12 protein-coding genes and 1 pseudogene are annotated in these 17,385 nt (G+C 61.5%); 5 read left to right on the top strand and 8 right to left on the bottom strand.

Annotation, left to right across the window (positions count from 1 at the left end):
- Positions 1 to 54 precede the first annotated feature (54 nt).
- On the bottom strand, positions 55 to 1,737 hold the full coding sequence (locus MTX23_RS33960) for a phospholipase D-like domain-containing protein (RefSeq protein WP_280974418.1): 1,683 nt from the start codon (positions 1,735 to 1,737) through the stop codon (positions 55 to 57).
- 271 nt (positions 1,738 to 2,008) lie between these two features.
- On the opposite strand from MTX23_RS33960, the gene MTX23_RS33955 reads away from it, so the two are divergent.
- Positions 2,009 to 2,428 carry a hypothetical protein gene (locus MTX23_RS33955; RefSeq protein WP_280974417.1) on the top strand — a complete coding sequence of 140 codons (420 nt, stop codon included), beginning with the start codon at positions 2,009 to 2,011 and terminating at the stop codon, positions 2,426 to 2,428.
- 3 nt (positions 2,429 to 2,431) lie between these two features.
- Here MTX23_RS33955 and MTX23_RS33950 read toward each other — a convergent pair whose 3' ends face one another.
- Entirely contained in the window at positions 2,432 to 2,941 is a 510-nt protein-coding gene (locus MTX23_RS33950; RefSeq protein WP_280974416.1) for a TetR/AcrR family transcriptional regulator, read from the bottom strand.
- A 160-nt stretch (positions 2,942 to 3,101) separates the two neighbouring features.
- Here MTX23_RS33950 and MTX23_RS33945 point away from each other — a divergent pair, with 160 nt between their 5' ends.
- The 3 genes from MTX23_RS33945 to MTX23_RS33935 all read left to right on the top strand — a co-directional run bounded on the left by MTX23_RS33945 (position 3,102) and on the right by MTX23_RS33935 (position 8,179).
- Complete coding sequence (locus MTX23_RS33945) at positions 3,102 to 3,359, top strand: hypothetical protein (protein ID WP_280974415.1); 258 nt, start codon at positions 3,102 to 3,104, stop codon at positions 3,357 to 3,359.
- 307 nt (positions 3,360 to 3,666) lie between these two features.
- Positions 3,667 to 7,155 carry an acyl-[ACP]--phospholipid O-acyltransferase gene (locus MTX23_RS33940; RefSeq protein WP_280974414.1) on the top strand — a complete coding sequence of 1,163 codons (3,489 nt, stop codon included), beginning with the start codon at positions 3,667 to 3,669 and terminating at the stop codon, positions 7,153 to 7,155.
- 61 nt (positions 7,156 to 7,216) lie between these two features.
- The gene (locus tag MTX23_RS33935; RefSeq protein WP_280974413.1) at positions 7,217 to 8,179 is read left to right on the top strand and encodes an alpha/beta hydrolase; all 963 of its coding nucleotides are present in this window, start codon (positions 7,217 to 7,219) and stop codon (positions 8,177 to 8,179) included.
- Between the two features lie 180 nt (positions 8,180 to 8,359).
- Here the strand turns inward: MTX23_RS33935 and MTX23_RS33930 are convergent, their stop codons facing one another.
- From MTX23_RS33930 to rpmB, 6 genes and pseudogenes are all read right to left on the bottom strand, one after another.
- Entirely contained in the window at positions 8,360 to 9,565 is a 1,206-nt protein-coding gene (locus MTX23_RS33930) for an ABC transporter substrate-binding protein (RefSeq protein ID WP_280974412.1), read from the bottom strand.
- 357 nt (positions 9,566 to 9,922) lie between these two features.
- On the bottom strand, positions 9,923 to 10,141 hold the full coding sequence (locus tag MTX23_RS33925) for a hypothetical protein (protein WP_280974411.1): 219 nt from the start codon (positions 10,139 to 10,141) through the stop codon (positions 9,923 to 9,925).
- Positions 10,142 to 11,447: 1,306 nt separating this feature from the next.
- Positions 11,448 to 12,178 (bottom strand): annotated as a pseudogene (locus MTX23_RS36510) (DUF3644 domain-containing protein).
- Between the two features lie 442 nt (positions 12,179 to 12,620).
- Positions 12,621 to 14,312, bottom strand: a complete 1,692-nt coding sequence (locus tag MTX23_RS33910; protein ID WP_280974408.1) for an adenylosuccinate synthetase — start codon at positions 14,310 to 14,312, stop codon at positions 12,621 to 12,623.
- Between the two features lie 50 nt (positions 14,313 to 14,362).
- A complete protein-coding gene (locus MTX23_RS33905) occupies positions 14,363 to 15,088 on the bottom strand; it encodes a hypothetical protein (RefSeq protein WP_280974407.1) in 726 nt (241 codons plus the stop codon).
- A 165-nt stretch (positions 15,089 to 15,253) separates the two neighbouring features.
- The gene (gene rpmB / locus MTX23_RS33900; RefSeq protein ID WP_280974406.1) at positions 15,254 to 15,562 is read right to left on the bottom strand and encodes a 50S ribosomal protein L28; all 309 of its coding nucleotides are present in this window, start codon (positions 15,560 to 15,562) and stop codon (positions 15,254 to 15,256) included.
- A gap of 444 nt (positions 15,563 to 16,006) precedes the next feature.
- Between rpmB and MTX23_RS33895 the strand changes: the two genes are divergently transcribed.
- On the top strand, positions 16,007 to 16,792 hold the full coding sequence (locus MTX23_RS33895; RefSeq protein WP_280978316.1) for a DUF3108 domain-containing protein: 786 nt from the start codon (positions 16,007 to 16,009) through the stop codon (positions 16,790 to 16,792).
- Positions 16,793 to 17,385 lie beyond the last annotated feature (593 nt).

The following is a 17,385-nucleotide window of genomic DNA, read 5'->3' as shown; positions in this document are numbered from 1 at the left end:
CGGCCACGCCGTCCCGCGTTTCGTGTCATGAGCCGAGCGCGGCGATGTCCACGGCTACGTCGTGCCGAGCCAGAACCGCGTCTCGGTTCCCGCCCAGCCTTTGCCGATGCGGCTGCTCAACCAGGTATCGCTGCGCTTCAGTCCCTTGTCCTTCTGGCCTTCAGCCGTATTGCGCCAGGCTTGCCAGCGATACTGGCTGTAGATGCTGACGATGCGCGCGGCATAGGTCAGCGCCAGCTGCGAATCGCCGCGGATGATGATGAGGTTGTCGTCGTTCTTGGTGCTGGCGCGGTCGCTGAAATTGTGTGAGCCCGTCATGACGACCGGGTTCTTGCCTGCGGGGTCGAGCACGATCACCTTGCTGTGCACGGCGATCATGAACTTGCCCGTGTTCGTGATCTCGCGTTCCCACCAGTCCGCGGTCTTGTCGATTCCGGCCGGCCGGATCACGTCGGCGATCTGTTTGCCCTTGAAGACCTGCTGCTGACCGTCGCTGGTCAAGAGTTGCAGTTGATCCTTCGGGCTGTCCTTGCCCTGCGCCGGGAAATTGTTGAGCACGCCGCGCACATAGAGGCTCTTGTCCTGCGCCTTCTCCAGGATCGGGCCTAGCAGGCCGTTGTTGCCCGGATTGAGCATCAGGCACACCGCGCCATGCTCGGCGTCCTCGATCATCCTGGTGGCCTCCTTGAGGTCACCGCTCTTGGTGGTCGGCGTGAACCAGACGCTGATATCAGAGTTGCCGATCGTGAACGGCCACTCCCGATCACCCGCCGTCGCCAGCGCCTTCGGAGACTTGCTGCCGTCCGCGTAGATCATCTTCCAATGATCATGATAAGCGGCGGCGATCTTGTCGTCGGTGATCTCGAGCCCGTTGTTGTTCTGGGTGCAGAGCCCGGTACGCGTCCAGTTGGTGCTGCCGGTCCAGACCACCTGCGGCTTTTGCGCGCCGTCGCAGAACACCGCGAACTTGTTGTGGGCGTAGCGGCTCGGCGCGATCTTGCGGCGAACGATGTCGACGCCGGCCTTCTTCAGCACTCCGGCGTTCTTCTCGGTGTCCTTCGCCGTGGCGTCGGACTTGCCGGTGCTGTTGCCGAGCACGACATGGGCCTTGCCCTTCAGCGCACTTAGCGCGGCGATCAGTTCGGGGTCGTTGAGCTCGTAAAGCGCGAGATAGACGTCGCGCTTCTTCGCCTTCGCATCGGCCAGCAGCGCGAGCAGGCGGGCACCGAGCTGTCCCTTGAGGAAGTCGCGGATCTTGTTGCCCTTGGTGGAGATCGCCTTGTCCAGCGTCTGCGCCGGTTTGCGGTCCTGACCGATCGCACGCGACAGCCATTGCGCCGAGATCGTGCCGCGGTTGAACCACGGCTTCAGCGGGCCCGACGGCATAGCGGAGACATAATCGGTCCATGTCGACGGCGCGTTGGCCGCGGGCTTGACCTTGCTGTCACCGTCCTTGAGGACCGGGACCACACCGTAGCGAACCGGCGCATCACTTGGGGCAAGGAAATCGGTCCAGTTCGTCTTCTGCACCGGCCATTCTGTGCTCGGCCGATGCTCGCCGTTCTTGTGGCCTTGCGCCTGATCCTCGAATCCGACCCAGGTGTCGACAACGCTGTCGCTCTTGCCCTTCTGCTGGCGATACAGCGCGAAGCCGAGGCAGTTCGGGATCATGGCCGACACCTCCCAGACCACGAAGATGCCGTCAGTGGTTGGAAAAGCCTGAATTCTTGCAATCACGGTGATGCCTCCGAATCGCTGTCGAGAAATATCCGGTCAATATGAATTGGACGCGTCGGCTCCTTCGGAGATCCTTGGCCTCGTATCGGTCGCGTTGCTGCACCGCTAGCAAAGGAAGTATGGCGGTTAATCTGCAACCCTGTCTGTAGGCTGGATCACAGATTGATGACGTGCCGGTTGGGGCGAAGTCGCGCTCATGTGAGCCACTCGCGCCTTTCAAGGCCGGGAAAAACGGCCTAACCTGTTAGCTGCAACCGGTGAGGGCAGCACCATGCGAGCCCGCGTACGGAAATTCGCACATATCCTGGAACGTCTCGGCCTTGCCATGGCAGGAGCAGCGAGCGGCCTGTTCGTGGCGGTCCATGTCGGGTCGAGCGTCTCGGCGCTGACCTCTCAGGCGTTCCTGCTCATCATGATGCTCTGCGGCGCCGTCGGCTTCTATCTCGGCATCGACACGCCGCAGCTCGCCTTTCGTCCCTTGGACGGCAAGACGCCGCGCAAGATCGATGCGGCGGAGTTCCTCAGCGCGGTCGGGACCTTCCTCGCGACGCTGGTCGCATTCTTCTCGGTCGGCGTGATCGTGCTGCGCGGCGAGCCCGATTTTGCCTGGACCGCCGCCGTCATGGTCGGTTGGGTGCTCGGCGTTGCCATGCAGATTGTCGCCGGCACGATTGCGCGCAGGCGCGCGTGAACGTCAGTCGCGCGCCAGGCCGAGCCCTGCGAGATGCGTGTCGATGAATTGCGCGAGCCGCTCGCGCAGCTGCGCAGGCGGCACCGCGACCATGCGCTCCTCGAGCCCCAGTGAAATGATGCCGTGAACCGCGGAGAACATCATCCGCGATAGCAGCGCCACATCCTCGGAATCGCGATCGGGCAACAGCCGCGCCAGCGGCGCGTGCATCAGCGCGAACGCATCCATCACCATCGTAAGGATATCTTCCGGGAACGGCCGGTCGCCCTCCATGCGGTGCTCGAACAGGGAACGCAACAGATTGGCGCGCTCGGTCGCGAAGCCGAGATAGGCATCGGCGAGCCCGTGCAGCTGGCGGAGGGGATCGTCGGCCGGAATTGTCTTGAGCCGGGCGGTTAGCGCCTGAACCGTCTCGCGGTTCACCGTGAGGATCAGGCCGTCGAAGTCGCCGAACTCGTTATAGACGCTGCCGATGGAGCAGCCGGCGGCTTCGGCAACATCGCGAACCTTCAATGATCTCAGACCCTTAGTGGCGATCAAGCGGCGTGCGATGTCAATCAGCAAAGCGCGCCGCTGAATCCTTTTGCGCTCTCGTCGAGATCTTCTTGAACAATGTTCATTTTCGCACTATCAAGGTTGAGCGTTGCTCAAGTTTACATCGGAGACCACTCAAATGCAGACGCTAGCACTTCAACTGACCACCACCTTCGCCGACGATGCGATCGGGTTCGCGAAGGGCCTTGGCCGCATCGTCGTCCACCTCGCGACCGCACCGGTCGAGCGTATCGCCCGCGCCTGCGACGTGGCAGGGGTTCTGGAGCAGCGGTGCGCCCGACCGCGCGCGCTGAGCGGCGCGTCGTCGAGCGGCCACGGCCGCAATCCGCGCAAGCGCTCGCTGTCGCCGTTCGCCGGCTTGAGCGAATTGACGTGAGCACAACGCACAGCCGCCGGCGACCCGGCAATTGTCATCGAATTCTCAACAAAGCACTCACCATGTCCCCGCACACCCCTGTCTCCCCCGGTCGGTCGTACGCCCGCGAAAGGTCTCGTACATCCCTGCCGGGCAATGTCGCGGCGTCCCGGCCCGGCGCGGGTGATTTTGCGCCGGTTCGAACCGATACGTTGCGAAGCAGACTAAAGATCGCGGCATCCGCCTCATTCCCACATCGCTAGCCATCCCCTGACACGCCTGCTTGCAGACCCTTCGGCGCCCCACGCCCGAACACAAGGAAACGGTCATGATAAAGCAACTGATGTCGTCCCGCCGCTTCGCGCCGCTGTTCTGGGCCCAGTTCTGCTCGGCATTGAACGACAACGTGCTGAAGAACGCGCTGGTCATCATCCTGCTTTACGGCGCGACCACAGGCCAGGGCCCGACTCTGGTCACGATCGCCGGTGCCGTCTTCATCTTTCCGTTCTTCGTGCTGTCGGCGCTCGGCGGCGAACTTGCGGACAAATACGTCAAGTCGGTCGTCGCGCGCCGCCTGAAATTCTTCGAGATCTTCGCCGCGGCCTTCGCGGCCACCGGTTTCTTCATGCATTCGATCCCGCTGCTGTTCGTCGCGCTGGCGCTGTTCGGCGTGGTCGCCGCGCTGTTCGGGCCGGTGAAATACGCCATCCTGCCGGATCAGCTTTCGGTGTCGGAACTCGCCACCGGCAACGCGCTGGTCGAGGGCGCGACCTTCATGGCGATCCTGATCGGCACCATCGCCGGCGGCCTGTTCGTCGCGGAGGCGAGCCACATGGGCTGGATCTGCACCGCCGTGGTCGGCCTCTCGGGGCTGTCCTGGGGCTTTGCGTCGCGCATTCCGGTGACGCAGCCCTCCGCGCCTGATCTGCCGATCACGGCCAATCCCTGGACCTCGACGGTGCGGCTGTTGAAATCGCTCTATGCCGAGCCGCGGCTGTGGGACGGCATGCTGATCGTGTCCTGGTTCTGGATGGTCGGCGCGATCGTGCTGTCGCTGCTGCCCGCGCTGATCAAGGAGGGTGTCGGCGGCACCGAGGGCGTCGTCACGCTGTGCCTTGCGATCTTCGCGATCGGCATCGCCGCCGGCTCCCTGTTCGCCGCGCAGCTCAGCCATGTCAGGCCGAATCTCGCGCTGGTGCCGATCGGTGCCATCGTGATGGGCGTGGTCGGGCTCGACCTCGCCTGGGCGATCGCCACCACCTCGCTTGGTAAGGACGTCACTGCGGCCGCGTTTGCGACCTCGCTCAGTGGCTTGCGGATGCTCGTCGATTTCTTCCTGTTCGCCTTCGGCGGCGGCCTGTTCGTGGTGCCGTCCTTCGCCGCGGTGCAGGCCTGGACTGCGCCGTCCGAGCGCGCCCGCATCATCGCCGCCGGCAATATCCTGCAGGCCGGCTTCATGGTCGCTGGCGCCCTGTTCGTGGCGCTGCTGCAGGCCGCAGGGCTTGCGATCGCCTGGATCTTCTTCGGCCTCGCCATAGCGAGCTTCGGCACCGTGTGGTTCGTGCTCGGCAAGTGGGGCAAGGAAGGCGTGCGCGATTTCGGCGCGCTGTTGTTCCGCGCGCTGTTCCGCCTCGAAGTGCGCGGCATGGAGAACCTGCCGCCGGCGGGCACGCGCATGCTGATCGCGCCCAACCATGTCAGCCTGGTCGATGGTCCGCTGCTGCACGCCATGCTGCCGATCGACGCGAGCTTCGCCGTCGACACCGGCATCTCCAAGGCCTGGTGGGCCAGGCCGTTCCTGAAGATGATCAAGCACTACACGATGGATCCGACCAAGCCGCTGGCCGCGCGCGACCTGATCAAGCTGGTCGCCGCCGGCGAGCCGGTCGTGATCTTCCCCGAGGGACGGATCACCGTCTCCGGCTCGCTGATGAAGGTCTATGACGGCACCGCGATGATCGCCGACAAGGCCGATGCGGTCGTCGTCCCGGTCCGCATCGAGGGCGCGCAGCGCTCGCATCTCAGCTATCTCAGGAACGGCGAGATCAAGCGCTCCTGGTTCCCCAAGGTGACGATCTCGATCCTGCCGCCGGTGAAGCTGCCGATCGATCAGTCGTTGAAGGGTAAGGCACGCCGGAATGCCGCCGGCGCCGCGCTGCAGGACGTGATGATCGACGCCATGGTCAAGAATGCGATGCTCGACCAGACGCTGTTCGAAGGCCTCGGCCACGCCTACCGCGATCGCGACACCGGAAAGCCGATCATCGAGGACGCGCTCGGCACCAGGCTGACCTACCGCAAGCTGATCCTCGGCGCGCAGGTGCTGAGCCGCAAGCTCGACCAGGGCACCTCGGTTGGCGAGAATGTCGGCGTGCTGCTGCCGAACTCGGCCGGCGTCGCGGTCGTATTCATGGCGCTGCAGAGCATCGGCCGCGTGCCGGCGATGCTGAATTTCTCGGCGGGCCCGGTCAATGTGCTGGCCGCGATGAAGGCCGCGCAGGTGAAGACCGTGCTGACCTCGAAGGCGTTCATCGAGAAGGGCAAGCTCGACAAGCTGATCGCCGCGATCGCCGAGCAGGCCCGCGTGGTCTATCTCGAGGACGTCAAGGCAGGCATCGGCTTGGTCGACAAGCTGCAGGGCTTTCGCGCCGGCACCGCGCCGCGCGTCGCCCGCAAGGCGAACGATCCCGCGGTCGTGCTGTTCACCTCGGGTTCGGAAGGCACGCCGAAAGGCGTCGTGCTCTCCCACCGCAACATCCTCGCCAACGCGGCGCAGGCGCTGGCGCGGGTCGATGCCAATGCCAATGACAAGGTGTTCAACGTGCTGCCGGTGTTCCACTCGTTTGGTCTGACCGGCGGCATGATGATGCCGATCCTCGGCGGCATCCCGATCTTCATGTATCCGTCGCCGCTGCATTACCGGATCGTGCCCGAGCTGATCTACCAGACCGGCGCGACCATCCTGTTCGGCACCGACACCTTCCTCACCGGCTATGCGCGCTCGGCGCACGCCTATGACTTCCGCACGCTGCGGCTGGTGATCGCCGGGGCCGAAGCGGTGAAGGAGCGCACGCGGCAGATCTACATGGAGCGTTATGGCATCCGCATCCTCGAGGGCTACGGCGTCACCGAAACCGCGCCGGTGCTGGCGATGAACACGCCGATGGCGAACCGCCAGGGCACCGTCGGCCGCATCTCGCCGCTGATGCAATACCGGCTCGATCCGGTCCCCGGCATCGAGGAAGGCGGCCGCCTGTCGGTGCGTGGCCCGAACGTCATGCTCGGCTACCTCCGCGCGGAAAATCCCGGCGTGCTCGAGCAGCTCGCCGAGGGCTGGCACGACACCGGCGACATCGTCACGGTCGACGCGCAGGGCTTCATCGCCATCAAGGGCCGCGCCAAGCGCTTCGCCAAAATCGCCGGCGAAATGGTCTCGCTGTCGGCGGTCGAGTCCATGGCGGCCGCGCTGTGGCCGCAGGCGGCCTCGATTGCGGTGTCGATTCCTGACGCGCGCAAAGGTGAACGCATCGTGCTGCTCACCACGCAGCAGGATGCCGACCGCGCCGCGATGCAGCGCCAGGCGAAAGCGACCGGCGCCTCCGAGCTCGCCGTGCCTGCCGACATCCGCGTCGTCGACAAGGTGCCGCTGCTCGGCACCGGCAAGACCGACTATGTCGGCGCCACTGCGCTCGCCAAGGAGCTCGCGGAGCAACTTGCTGCGGCCGCACCTGCAGCGCAGGCCGAACCGTCTCATTCCGCGCCGCGGGATGAGCCGGCCCAGATTGAGCCGGAGCCGTTGCAGCAGCACGTCGCATGAGTATTGTGCTTTCCGGGAGCATGTTGTCAGATGAGCCAACTGCTCCTGAGAAAGCATCCTCATGCCCCTCCCGCTCGATCCCGTCATTGAGACGATCATTCCGCTGCTGCCGCTGCGCGATCCCGCGACCATGACGCCAAAGGGCGCGCGCGATTCGTTGCGGGCGCTGGCCGATGCGCGGGCTGCGGTGCCACCGCCGCCGGTCGATGTGGCGCGCGACATTGAGGTGCAGGGCGCCGCCGGCAAGCTCGCCGCGCGGCTCTATCGCAACGGCAGCGGACGCGCGCCGACCGTGATCTTCTTCCACGGCGGCGGCTGGGTCGCCGGCGATCTCGAGACGCATGATCGCCAGGCGCGCAACCTGGTGATCGAGACCGGCGCCGTGGTGATCTCGGTCGATTACCGCCGCCCGCCGGAGACGCGCTTCCCCGGCGCGTTCGACGATGCATTCGCTTCCATCCGCGACGTGATCGCGCGTCTCGGCGAATTCGGCGGCGATCCGCAGCGCATCGGCGTCGCCGGCGATTCCGCGGGCGGCAATCTTGCCGCTACCACTGCGCTCGCCTGCCGCGATGCCGGCATCAAGCTTGCCGGGCAGCTCTTGGTCTATCCCGTCACCGATGTCGTCGGCAATTTCGCCGACGCGGCGGAGAACGCCAGGTATCCGTCGCGCACCGAGAATGCGGAGGGCTACTTCCTGTCGCGCGCGGTGATGGAGTGGTTCTGCGGGCACTATCTCGCCGACAAGGCTGACGGCACCGACTGGCGCGTCTCGCCGCTGCGCGCCAAAAGCCTCGCCAGCGTCGCGCCGGCCGTGGTCACGACAGCCTGGTTCGATCCGCTGCGTGACGAGGGCCACGCCTACGCCAAGGCGCTTAAGGCCGCCGGCGTGCCGGTGACGTATCATTCCGGCGAAGGCCTCATCCACGGCTATTTCGGCCTCGGCGACGCCTCGGAGGCTGCGCGCGCCGAAGCGCGACGCGCGCGGGCCGATTTCAAGGTGCTGTTGGAGAAGGGGGTGTAACTCTCCAGTCGTCCCGGCGAAGGCCGGGACCCATAACCACCACAGCCTGTTGTTGCAACGGGCTGTGGCCCCAGCGTCGCGCCACACCATCCGGTCGGGGTAATGGGTCCCGGCTCCCGTGCGCAATTGCGCACTAGGCCGGGACGACGATGTGGAGAGGCCAGCCTTAAATCGCTCCCCTCAATCACTCCCGATCGTGTCGCCGAATAGCTCCCAGGTCTCGCCGTTGAACTTCTGCAACCGCATCGCCTGAATCGGGAAGTAGTCGGTCGGCGAGGTCTTGATCTTGATGCCGGGCAAGAGCATCGGCAGCGTGGTGTCGAGGTTGGCGGCCTGCTTCATGATGTTCTCATGGGTGAGGTCGTCGCCGCACTGCTTCAGCACCTGCACGGTCGCCTCCGCCACCACATAGCCGTAGACGATCAGCTGGTCCTGCAGATTGCCTTCGGGGAAGTACGTCTTCATGAAGTCCTGCCAGGCGATGACGTCCGGATCCGTCTTCCACTGCGGATCGTTGGGATCCTTCAGCGAGTAGGACGAGATGATGCCCTTGGAGTATTCGAAGCCGGCCGGCTTCAGCACCGAGGACACCGAGGTCGAGGTCGCCGCGAGGAAGAACATGTCGGGCTTCCAGCCGATCTCGCCGATCTTCTTGATCGCCTGCGCCGCCTGCTTGGGGATCGCGTGCATGAACAGCACGTTGGCGCCGGAGGATTTCAGCTTCACGATCTGGCTGTCGACCGTCGGATCGGTCGATTCATAGGTCGCTTCCGCCACCACCATTTTCGCGGTGTTCTCCGGCCCCAGCCCCTTCTTGAAGCCGTTGCCGTAGTCCTTGCCGGCGTCGTCGTTCTGGTAGAACAGCGCGATTTTGGCGTCCGGCTTGTTGGCCAGCACATATTTCGCATAGACCGCGGTCTCGGCCTGGTACGACGGCTGGAAGCCGATCGTCCACGGATAATGCGCGTAGTCGCCCCACAGCGTGGCGCCGGCGCCGACGAACAGCTGCGGCACCTTCTTGTCGTTGAGATATTTGCGCACGGCCAGGCCGGTCGGCGTGCCCAGCGGGTTGAGGATCGCGGCGACCTCCTCCTGCTCCACCAGCTTGCGGGTCTGCTCCACGGTCTTCGGCGGCGAGTAGCCGTCGTCGAGCGTGATCAGATTGATCTTGCGCCCGTTCACGCCGCCCCGGTCGTTGATCATCCTGAAATAGGCGGCCTGCGTTTTCGCGATCACGCTGTAGGCCGATGCCGCGCCCGAGAATGGCGAGGTCTGGCCGAGCTTGATCTCGGTGTCGCTGGCGCCGGTGCCGTATTTCTTTTCCGCAGCCTGCGCCTGTGCCGCTAGCGCAATCGCCGCCGCGACCGTGATGGCCTTCCACATCATTCGAGAGCCTCCCTTTGCGTTTATTGTTGTTCGCAAGGGAGAGCTTACGCAGCCCGCACGCGCCAGGCTTGTGGCGAGAAGCTGGAGCAGGGATGCGAAAATGCGGCCGCAACGCAGCGGGTTACCGTTGTCTCGCGAAGCGGAGACAGTGGTCATAGAGGCTTGCCGCGATGTGGAATCGCGCTTCTTACCTCGCCCCGCCTGCGGGAGGGGTCGGATCGCATCGCAGATGCGATCCGGGTGAGGGGGTACAGGTCTATCGGCAATCTCGTGTGTGGAGAGAAGCCCCTCACCCTGACCCTCCAAGAGCGAGCTTCGCTCGTCCCGACTCCGCGAAGAGCGGGGAGAGGGAAAGCTCTACCGAACGCTGCCCGTGGTTTCGGGATCGGTCGGCAGCACGATGGCGCCGGCGCGGTTGGCGGCGGCGGTGGTGATCATGCCGGGGTCGCCCACGCTGACATTGCGGGGCGGGTTGAATTCGAGGAGAAACAGCGCGGCCGTGGCCAGCACCGCCACGGCGGCGGCCGCGAGCGCAGGCACCAGTCTTCCGCGCGTCTCGGATGCGCGAACTTGCATTTACCAAATCCTTTGCGTGGGTCGTCTTTCGGCTACGATCTAGGTGGGGCCCGGCTTCTTCCCAAGGGTGCGGCGCACGCGCCTCACGATGAGTTGTGCCGACCGTGATCCTCTTCACGGTCCCGCAGGGTTGCGGAGAGTGCCGCGCCGAATCGCGAGCGTGGTTGAGCGTCTGGTTAGACGACAATCATATGAAAGAGATCGTAACGTTTTGCATGCGCCTCATGCGATCGTGATGCGCCTCCTTATCTTTGAAATCTTCTTTGTCTGAAGGCGTTTTTCGTTAAGTCTTCTTTCACCGGATGCCCTTCCGAGCAGTCGCGCGATCGTCCATGGCAGGAACTGTCAGCAGCGAAGTTCGGCGCGGGCGAAGGTGTCCCGCCGTCTTGTCGCCGAAGCCTTCGGCGAAGGCGGAAGCCTCTCGCGAAGTCGGAAAGACAATCCATCTCTCAGCGGCTCACGCGATGGATTGCTTTACTCCGCGTGCGACGACTCGAAGCAAATTCTCCTTCGCCTGCTCCATCATCGCGCGCGCTCGCCGCGACGCGCAGGTCGGATCGATTCACATGTCAGACAGCAGAGCGATGAGCGCGCGTAGTCTCGCGGCCTGATCGGCCCGAGCTTTGCGGCAGATGGACCCTCGCGTTGAAGCAGAGGGCGCAGGGAACGCCGGGTGCCAGCACGCACCCATGGGCCCCGTGCAACAAAAAAGCACGGGGGGTAGGACCACAGGTACGGCCGGGCGATCCCGGCGTTCCCCGCGCGGATGGTTTTACGGCTTATACGTGCTCTCCCCGGCGAGACTGGGCTTGCTTGTCACCGTCTTCACAAGACGCGTTAGCGTTTTGTGAAAAGACACCAGCCACTAGGGCGTCAGGACCACACGCTTTCACCGTCCGCGAGAAGCTGCGCTCGTCAGGCGCGCCCACAGCGTCCACCGCATCCCGCACCCAACGTCCGTGACGATCGCGATACGCCCCTCTCAGAGGAGGCGGGACGCGCGATTTGTAATGCTGAGTTGGGGTGTCGGGGAAGAGGAATATTTTCGTAGCGGGGACTGGACAGGGTGTGTCGCGTTGACATTGCTGGTGAAATTCGATTTTTGGCGCACCGCGATTATTGTTGTGGCAAATGAGCCGCGCTAGATGACATCAGACGCTTTGGCCGGACCACCCAATTCACCCACCAGCAACTCAATCCATTTATCGTTGTAAGTGTAGTCGTTGTGAGCAGCGTGATAAATACAGAAGTCCCTGTTAGTTTTGTCTGGGGTCTTCGAGCCTGACGGAGGTCGCACCTTGTGAGTTTACCACGCGGATGTGTGGTCACTCATGTTGAAGATCTTTCCAGTTGCCTTCCTAACTATCTTGACGACGTCACCAGGCTTATACCGGTACAAATCATCGGCGATCTTGAATTTCTGTAGGACGTTTTGGATGGTCTTGCCTTCAGCGGAATCGGGACTCACAAATTGAATGTGAGCTTTTCCCTTGGACGCGCTGTCGAAGGTGTACACGACCCTAAATTGATACTCCAAGTCATCAAGGTCCTCCGCGCTCACATCCTTCTTGAGTAGAGCATCGAGGGCGGTAATATTTGGCGGAAGATCGTAGGCGGAGATTTGGGCCATCTGTTCCAACTCTAGCTTGCCAAATTGCAAAGCAACCGCCAACTCGTGTTGTAAACTGAGGCGTGAGCCAAACCAATCCACTAACGTCTTGTCGAAATTCAAACAGCATGCTTGAAACAGAGATAGCCATTTGATGTCGCTGCGTCCAGCATCTTGTGTTCGACATCGTCACGAATGGTCTTTAGAGCCAAGAGATTTCTCTTGATGCCTTTGGATAACGTGTTGTCCGGACGTGACAGCATGTAGCTCAAAGCAAATGTCGTTCCGTCCGTATTTGTTGGCGAGATACCTAAACGTTCGTAGCGCTCGTGCAGCAAGTACGTCCACGCGATGTTAGCGAGGACGGCGAAGACCTCCGTCTTGAAGCGGTACAGTCCACTGTTAAAGATTGTAGCTGCAAGGGCCATAGCTTCTCGGGCGCGAATGAGGCGTTCATCACCGTAAAGATTGAGCCCGGTAACAGGGTCGAAGCTTCTTTTCTTCCTACGAAAGAGGGCAACCTCTTCAGCTGAAGCGGGCGTGATGTCCGCGTTCTTCTTTACTCCAGCAATGCGGCCAAAATTTATGGTGGCGCTACGCTCGTAGTTCACGAGCGTAAGGATGTCTTGGTTGCGCATCCCTTCGGCCAAGAGGGCTTTGATTACTCTCTTTTCCTCATCCGTAAGAGCAGTTGGAGCTTTCTTCGGGATTTTTGCCAAGTGTGTGCTCCGTACAGGATGCAAACGCCGTCGATCGTGTGCTCTTTGTGGCTCGGCTTCACGATTTAGAGGCGAGGCATGAGAACGCGTCTTTTATGAGATAGATATTCAGCTTGTTGGTTTTATCATTCATGGCTCGGCTTGCCTGCTGCTACTTGTTGTGCAGCCGAGAGTTGGTGCGCCACGTGCGCCTATCAATGACACTACGTAGGTCGATCTTCTGTTCTTCATCGCGCGGAAAACGCGTGTTGATAAGTGAAACGGGCGCCTGAGAAACGCGCTCTAGTTCTTCAATAAATTTGATCGTATCGATGTGTAGCTGTTCAAAGCGGCGAGCGTCCTTGTTGATCACGTTCAAGTAGTCAGCAAATGTGAGTACGATGTCGGTGGGCGCATTCAAGACGCATGCGTTGCGGAATTGATCCCACTCGAACCAACCTACTCGACGTGGTCGTTTGGTAGTCGAAGTAATCTCCAACTTGGTAATCTCATCGGCGTCTAGCCCCGCCTGTGTCGCTACTTCGGCAAACGTGACTTCATGTTTGAGCGGACCCGAGGTTTCTTTCCCGCCATCCGGGTTGCCTACCCGGATTGGAGTTGGGCGTACCACCATCAATATGCGGCGAACGCGAGAGGGTGAGATTCCCGCTTCTGCTAAGCAACCCGCTACATTTGTATCGCGCGAGGTTACATAAGGATAAGGGCCGTGAAAGATACTCAATCCGCTACCTTGAGTGCCTTCCAGTAGGATCGATTGTCCCTCTCGATAAGCTGTCTCAAGGTGCGCAACGATCGCGCCGCGATATGGAGGCTTATCGCCGACGAACGGTTCGAGTTCTGGGACATCGCGGGCCAATCGAACTGCACCCCGCTTTCCTCTGAGAAGAATTCTTCGAGCCGCCGCAGCGCCACTGCCTCTTCCCGTTGATGCGATGCTCTTTTTAAGTTCCTCTTCGCTCGAGAAATCACTCTTCTCAATGATCATCGCTTGCGGATCGATAAAGAGCCGATCAGGTGTCACCTTACACTCGGCGATCTCCTTCAGGAGGGCCTCGGCGTAGATGGTCATTCCTGGGCCTAATAAGAGCTTAGCGTTCGTATCGCGGGCACCCGATGGCAATTGGTGATATGTGTAAACCCCAGACGAACTCGAGACCGTATGTCCCGCGTTCGGCCCTCCGACGCGTACGAGAATGTCGTAGTCGTTAGCTAGATATGCGGCGATATGGCCTTTGCCTTCGCTGCCGTACATTCCTCCAACAACGACGTCTACGCACCGTATGTCTGGACCACTATACAGACCAAGCCGTGCAGCCACTCTCACCAACGTATCGGCGCTGTCTGTGCGGGCTGTATTAATGCGGACATCTGCGTCATTCTTGAATTCTTCGATGTCGTTTTCATTCTTAATGAGGTCGGCATCCGTGTATGACTGATCCGTCTCCCCCGGTCGTTCAGCGTTCTTCTTCCTGTAGCGCTGCTCTAGGAATTTTTTGGGGGCCCACAAGTGCACGTGAATGACGCTGAAACTGTGGTCCGTCCGGAAATGCTGCAGTTGATCCCATGTTCGTACGTTGTCGACGACGATAGGATGGTTGCGTGTTAGATGTCCTGCCTCTTTAGCGACTTCATTAAAGAGCCAAGAATGATTCGTTTTCTTGTCGAGTTCATCGCCGAGGAGTTGGAGAGCTAAACGATCGGTGGGCCGGCCATCCGCCACCGCCTTTGATTTTAGAATGCTGCTAGTACTGACCGAGTGATATCCAAATTCTTCTCTTAGCCGCTGGGCAAGTTCTGACTTTCCGGTGCAAATATGGCCGCTAATTAGGACAACTTGGCGCATCCTCGCTTCATCTCCATCATAAAAATGTTCGCTGCGATCCGTTTTTGCTCCTAGCGCAGCCTATCGAACTCAAGTCCGTTACCGCGCCAGTCTGGATCGGCAATTGCTTGAGCAATGAAATCGTCGACTGATTTTCCATGTTTCTTGCTGCGCGGATAATTACCGGGTGGTTCGGATAACTCCGCGCGCCAAGCGCGCTCAATCTGCGAAAGAACAGTACGCGCGATTTTTAGATCCTCTTCAGAATAACAAAGCACGGTGGTGTCGTTGGGGAGGAACAGATCACCGTGGATGAGAACCTCGATCATCGTACCCAGAGGCAGGTGCTTTTTCAGCATTGCCATCTGATCGTCAGTAGTTCTTGCAATGGGTATTTGGTGACCTGGGTAGTAGCGCCCATTGGTGTTTGATTCTGGTGCGCCGCATTTCTCTCCGCGCCTTAGGTAGCGAGTCATAGCGACGTTGAACCGACAAAGGCTAAAACCAGCCGCTTCGATCGATCGGGCCGGCACGCTCAAGGCCAGATGAGGGAAGCCTGCTCCGAGCTTCGCCTTTAGTATTCGTGGTTGATGATCGAGAGTGAGGTGGGCGTATTCGCCGAACCCTCTCGCGACGTCTTGGCCGTGCGACATTGAGCGCAGATGCGTTGACTTAAAGCCTGCCGCATAGAGGGAAGGCTTGCTCAGGATTGCACAGGAGCGCCCAATGAAGGGCAGGTAGTGTAGAGGTGTATAGTGCTGAACGGATTGAATTCCGTTAGCTAACAAAGCGCCCATAGTAGTCTTGAAATCCGATCGACAATTTAAAGTAGCATGCAAGCACGATCCAGAAACTGCGTCAAACAAGCGCCAGTCGCACAAACAAAAACGGCCGGGTCATCCGACCCGGCCGTTCAAAACTCTCTCCGCTGCTTTCCTCTGGAGCGATGTGTCGCAGCCAGCTCAGCTCGCCTTCTTCACCGGCGCCGGCTTGCCGACCTTCTTCTCGATCGCGCGCTTGAGTTCGAGGGCGCGGGGCGAGAGCGCCTCGGCCTTGGCCTTCAGCAGATAGGCGTCGAGGCCGCCATTGTGGTCGACGCTCTTGATCGCGCTGGTCGAGACGCGCAGGCGCACGTTGCGGCCGAGCGCCTCCGAGATGAAGGTGATGTTGGCCAGGTTCGGCAGGAAGCGCCGCTTGGTCTTGATGTTCGAGTGGCTCACCTTGTGGCCCACCTGGGGGCCCTTGGCCGTCAGTTCGCAGCGCCGGGACATTTTACAAAATCCTTTTCCATCCCCGCCTCTCCATCAGGCGTGCAATCACACGGCCCGCGCGGGGGTTTTGAATTCGCGTCCATTTTCCAGGAACCGCGGGTGTATAGGGGGAGATCGCGAAAGCGTCAAGATTATATCGCCGCATGGGCGCCCCGGAAATTGCCGGTTCATAAGCCGTTCCAGCCACTTAACGGCGGAGATGGCAACCATATAAAGGGCGTATTCGGCTGCAATTCTGGTTCCATAAGGACGCGCGCGGGTTTGACGAGGCGTGTTCGGGGCGCAAGACGGCGTCCCCTTTTGCGGAACACGCGTTGTCTGGCCAATTCGACTGCCTAAATGACACGATCGAGCGCCGATAGCAGGACCGTCAGGTAAGTGACTACCCCGATTGCCATTTTGCCGCCCTCCGGGTGGCTGCTCGGCCTGTTGGCCGGCGCATTCATGCTGTTCGGTCCGGAGGCTGCGAAGGCCCAGGGGCGGCTCGATGCGCAGTATGAGGCGACGCTTGCCGGTATCCCGGTCGGCAAAGGCTCCTGGACCGTCGAAATCGGCGACGACACGTTCTCCGCCTCGGCCCAGGGTGGGACCGCGGGGCTTCTGAAGGCGTTCGCCGGCGGCACCGGCAGCGGCGCCTCGCAGGGGCGCGTCGTCAACGGCGCGCTGGTGGCGAATTCCTACACCGCGACCACCACCACCTCGAAGAAGTCAGAGACGATCCGGATGGTGCTCGCCAACGGCAACGTCAAGGATTCCACCATCGAGCCGGTGCCGCCTGTCGATGCCGATCGCATCCCGGTCACCGACGCGCACAAGAAGGGCGTGTTCGATCCGATGACCGGCTCGATGCTGCGCGTGCCCGGGAATAGCGAGCTGATGAGCCCGGATAGCTGCCGCACCGCCGCCGGCGTGTTCGACGGCCGCATGCGCTACGATCTCAAGCTGGATTACAAGCGCGTGGTGACGGTGAAGGCCGAGCGCGGCTATCACGGCCCGGCGCTGGTCTGCGCGATCTATTTCGTGCCGATCTCGGGCTACATCCCCGATCGCCCCGTGATCAAATATCTCGCCGCTCAGCGCAACATCGAGATCACGCTGGTGCCGATCGCAGGCACGCGCATCCTGGTGCCGTTCCGCATGACCATCCCGACCCCGCTCGGGCCTGCGATGCTGGAAGCCACCTCGTTCGTCACGTCAGCCGCGCCGCCGCGCGTGGCGAAGACGCAGTAGCGGCGGGCAAAACATCTCGTCATTGCCGGGCTTGACCCGGCAATCCATCGTTTCGAGAGAGGTCTTTGGGTTGATGGATGCCCGGGTCAAGCCAAGGACGAGCCCGGCCATGACGAGTGACGAGAAGCGGCGGGAATGCTTTCCCCTTCACCCAACGGGAGAGGGTTCCTCGCCCCAGGCATGCAGCAAACGTCGCCGGAATCCGGTTGACTCTTGCCCGATTCTGATTCGACTCGGCGATATCAGGAATTTAGGGGACTCAGCACCTTTACCAGCCGCTTGTGGAGCCCAGATAAACTTGATCTAGTGCCGCCGCCCGAAGGTCACCCGAGATGTTGCGGTGAACGTTTCAGGCCTGGAGGGGAGTCAGCGATTCGGGCGCGATTCGTTCTCAACTCGTTCCGAAGCTTAAGTTTGGCGCGAAAAGCGTCGCATTGTGAGACAGATTTTGCGAAACACGCTGCCAGACCGTCACCCCCGCGCAACGGCTCCGCCGTTGTCGCTGGAGGAGGCCGCGCAGCGGCCGTCTCGAAGGGCGACAGCCCCGCTTCGTCCGCGAGAGGAAAGTCCGATCAAAACGTGCGCATAGATCT

Origin of the sequence: Bradyrhizobium sp. ISRA436 (assembly GCF_029910015.1) — a bacterium.
Taxonomy (GTDB): domain Bacteria; phylum Pseudomonadota; class Alphaproteobacteria; order Rhizobiales; family Xanthobacteraceae; genus Bradyrhizobium.
This window is presented reverse-complemented; position numbering and strand designations above follow the sequence as displayed.

Bases quoted from the DNA above. Each gene is read 5' to 3' on its own strand.
- MTX23_RS33930 (WP_280974412.1), bottom strand. From the start codon at position 9,565: ATGATGTGGAAGGCCATCACGGTCGCGGCGGCGATTGCGCTAGCGGCA.
- MTX23_RS33895 (WP_280978316.1), top strand. From the start codon at position 16,007: ATGCTGTTCGGTCCGGAGGCTGCGAAGGCCCAGGGGCGGCTCGATGCG.
- MTX23_RS33905 (WP_280974407.1), bottom strand. From the start codon at position 15,088: ATGGGCGCTTTGTTAGCTAACGGAATTCAATCCGTTCAGCACTATACA.
- MTX23_RS33945 (WP_280974415.1), top strand. From the start codon at position 3,102: ATGCAGACGCTAGCACTTCAACTGACCACCACCTTCGCCGACGATGCG.
- rpmB (WP_280974406.1), bottom strand. From the start codon at position 15,562: ATGTCCCGGCGCTGCGAACTGACGGCCAAGGGCCCCCAGGTGGGCCAC.
- MTX23_RS33935 (WP_280974413.1), top strand. From the start codon at position 7,217: ATGCCCCTCCCGCTCGATCCCGTCATTGAGACGATCATTCCGCTGCTG.
- MTX23_RS33955 (WP_280974417.1), top strand. From the start codon at position 2,009: ATGCGAGCCCGCGTACGGAAATTCGCACATATCCTGGAACGTCTCGGC.
- MTX23_RS33910 (WP_280974408.1), bottom strand. From the start codon at position 14,312: ATGCGCCAAGTTGTCCTAATTAGCGGCCATATTTGCACCGGAAAGTCA.
- MTX23_RS33925 (WP_280974411.1), bottom strand. From the start codon at position 10,141: ATGCAAGTTCGCGCATCCGAGACGCGCGGAAGACTGGTGCCTGCGCTC.
- MTX23_RS33940 (WP_280974414.1), top strand. From the start codon at position 3,667: ATGATAAAGCAACTGATGTCGTCCCGCCGCTTCGCGCCGCTGTTCTGG.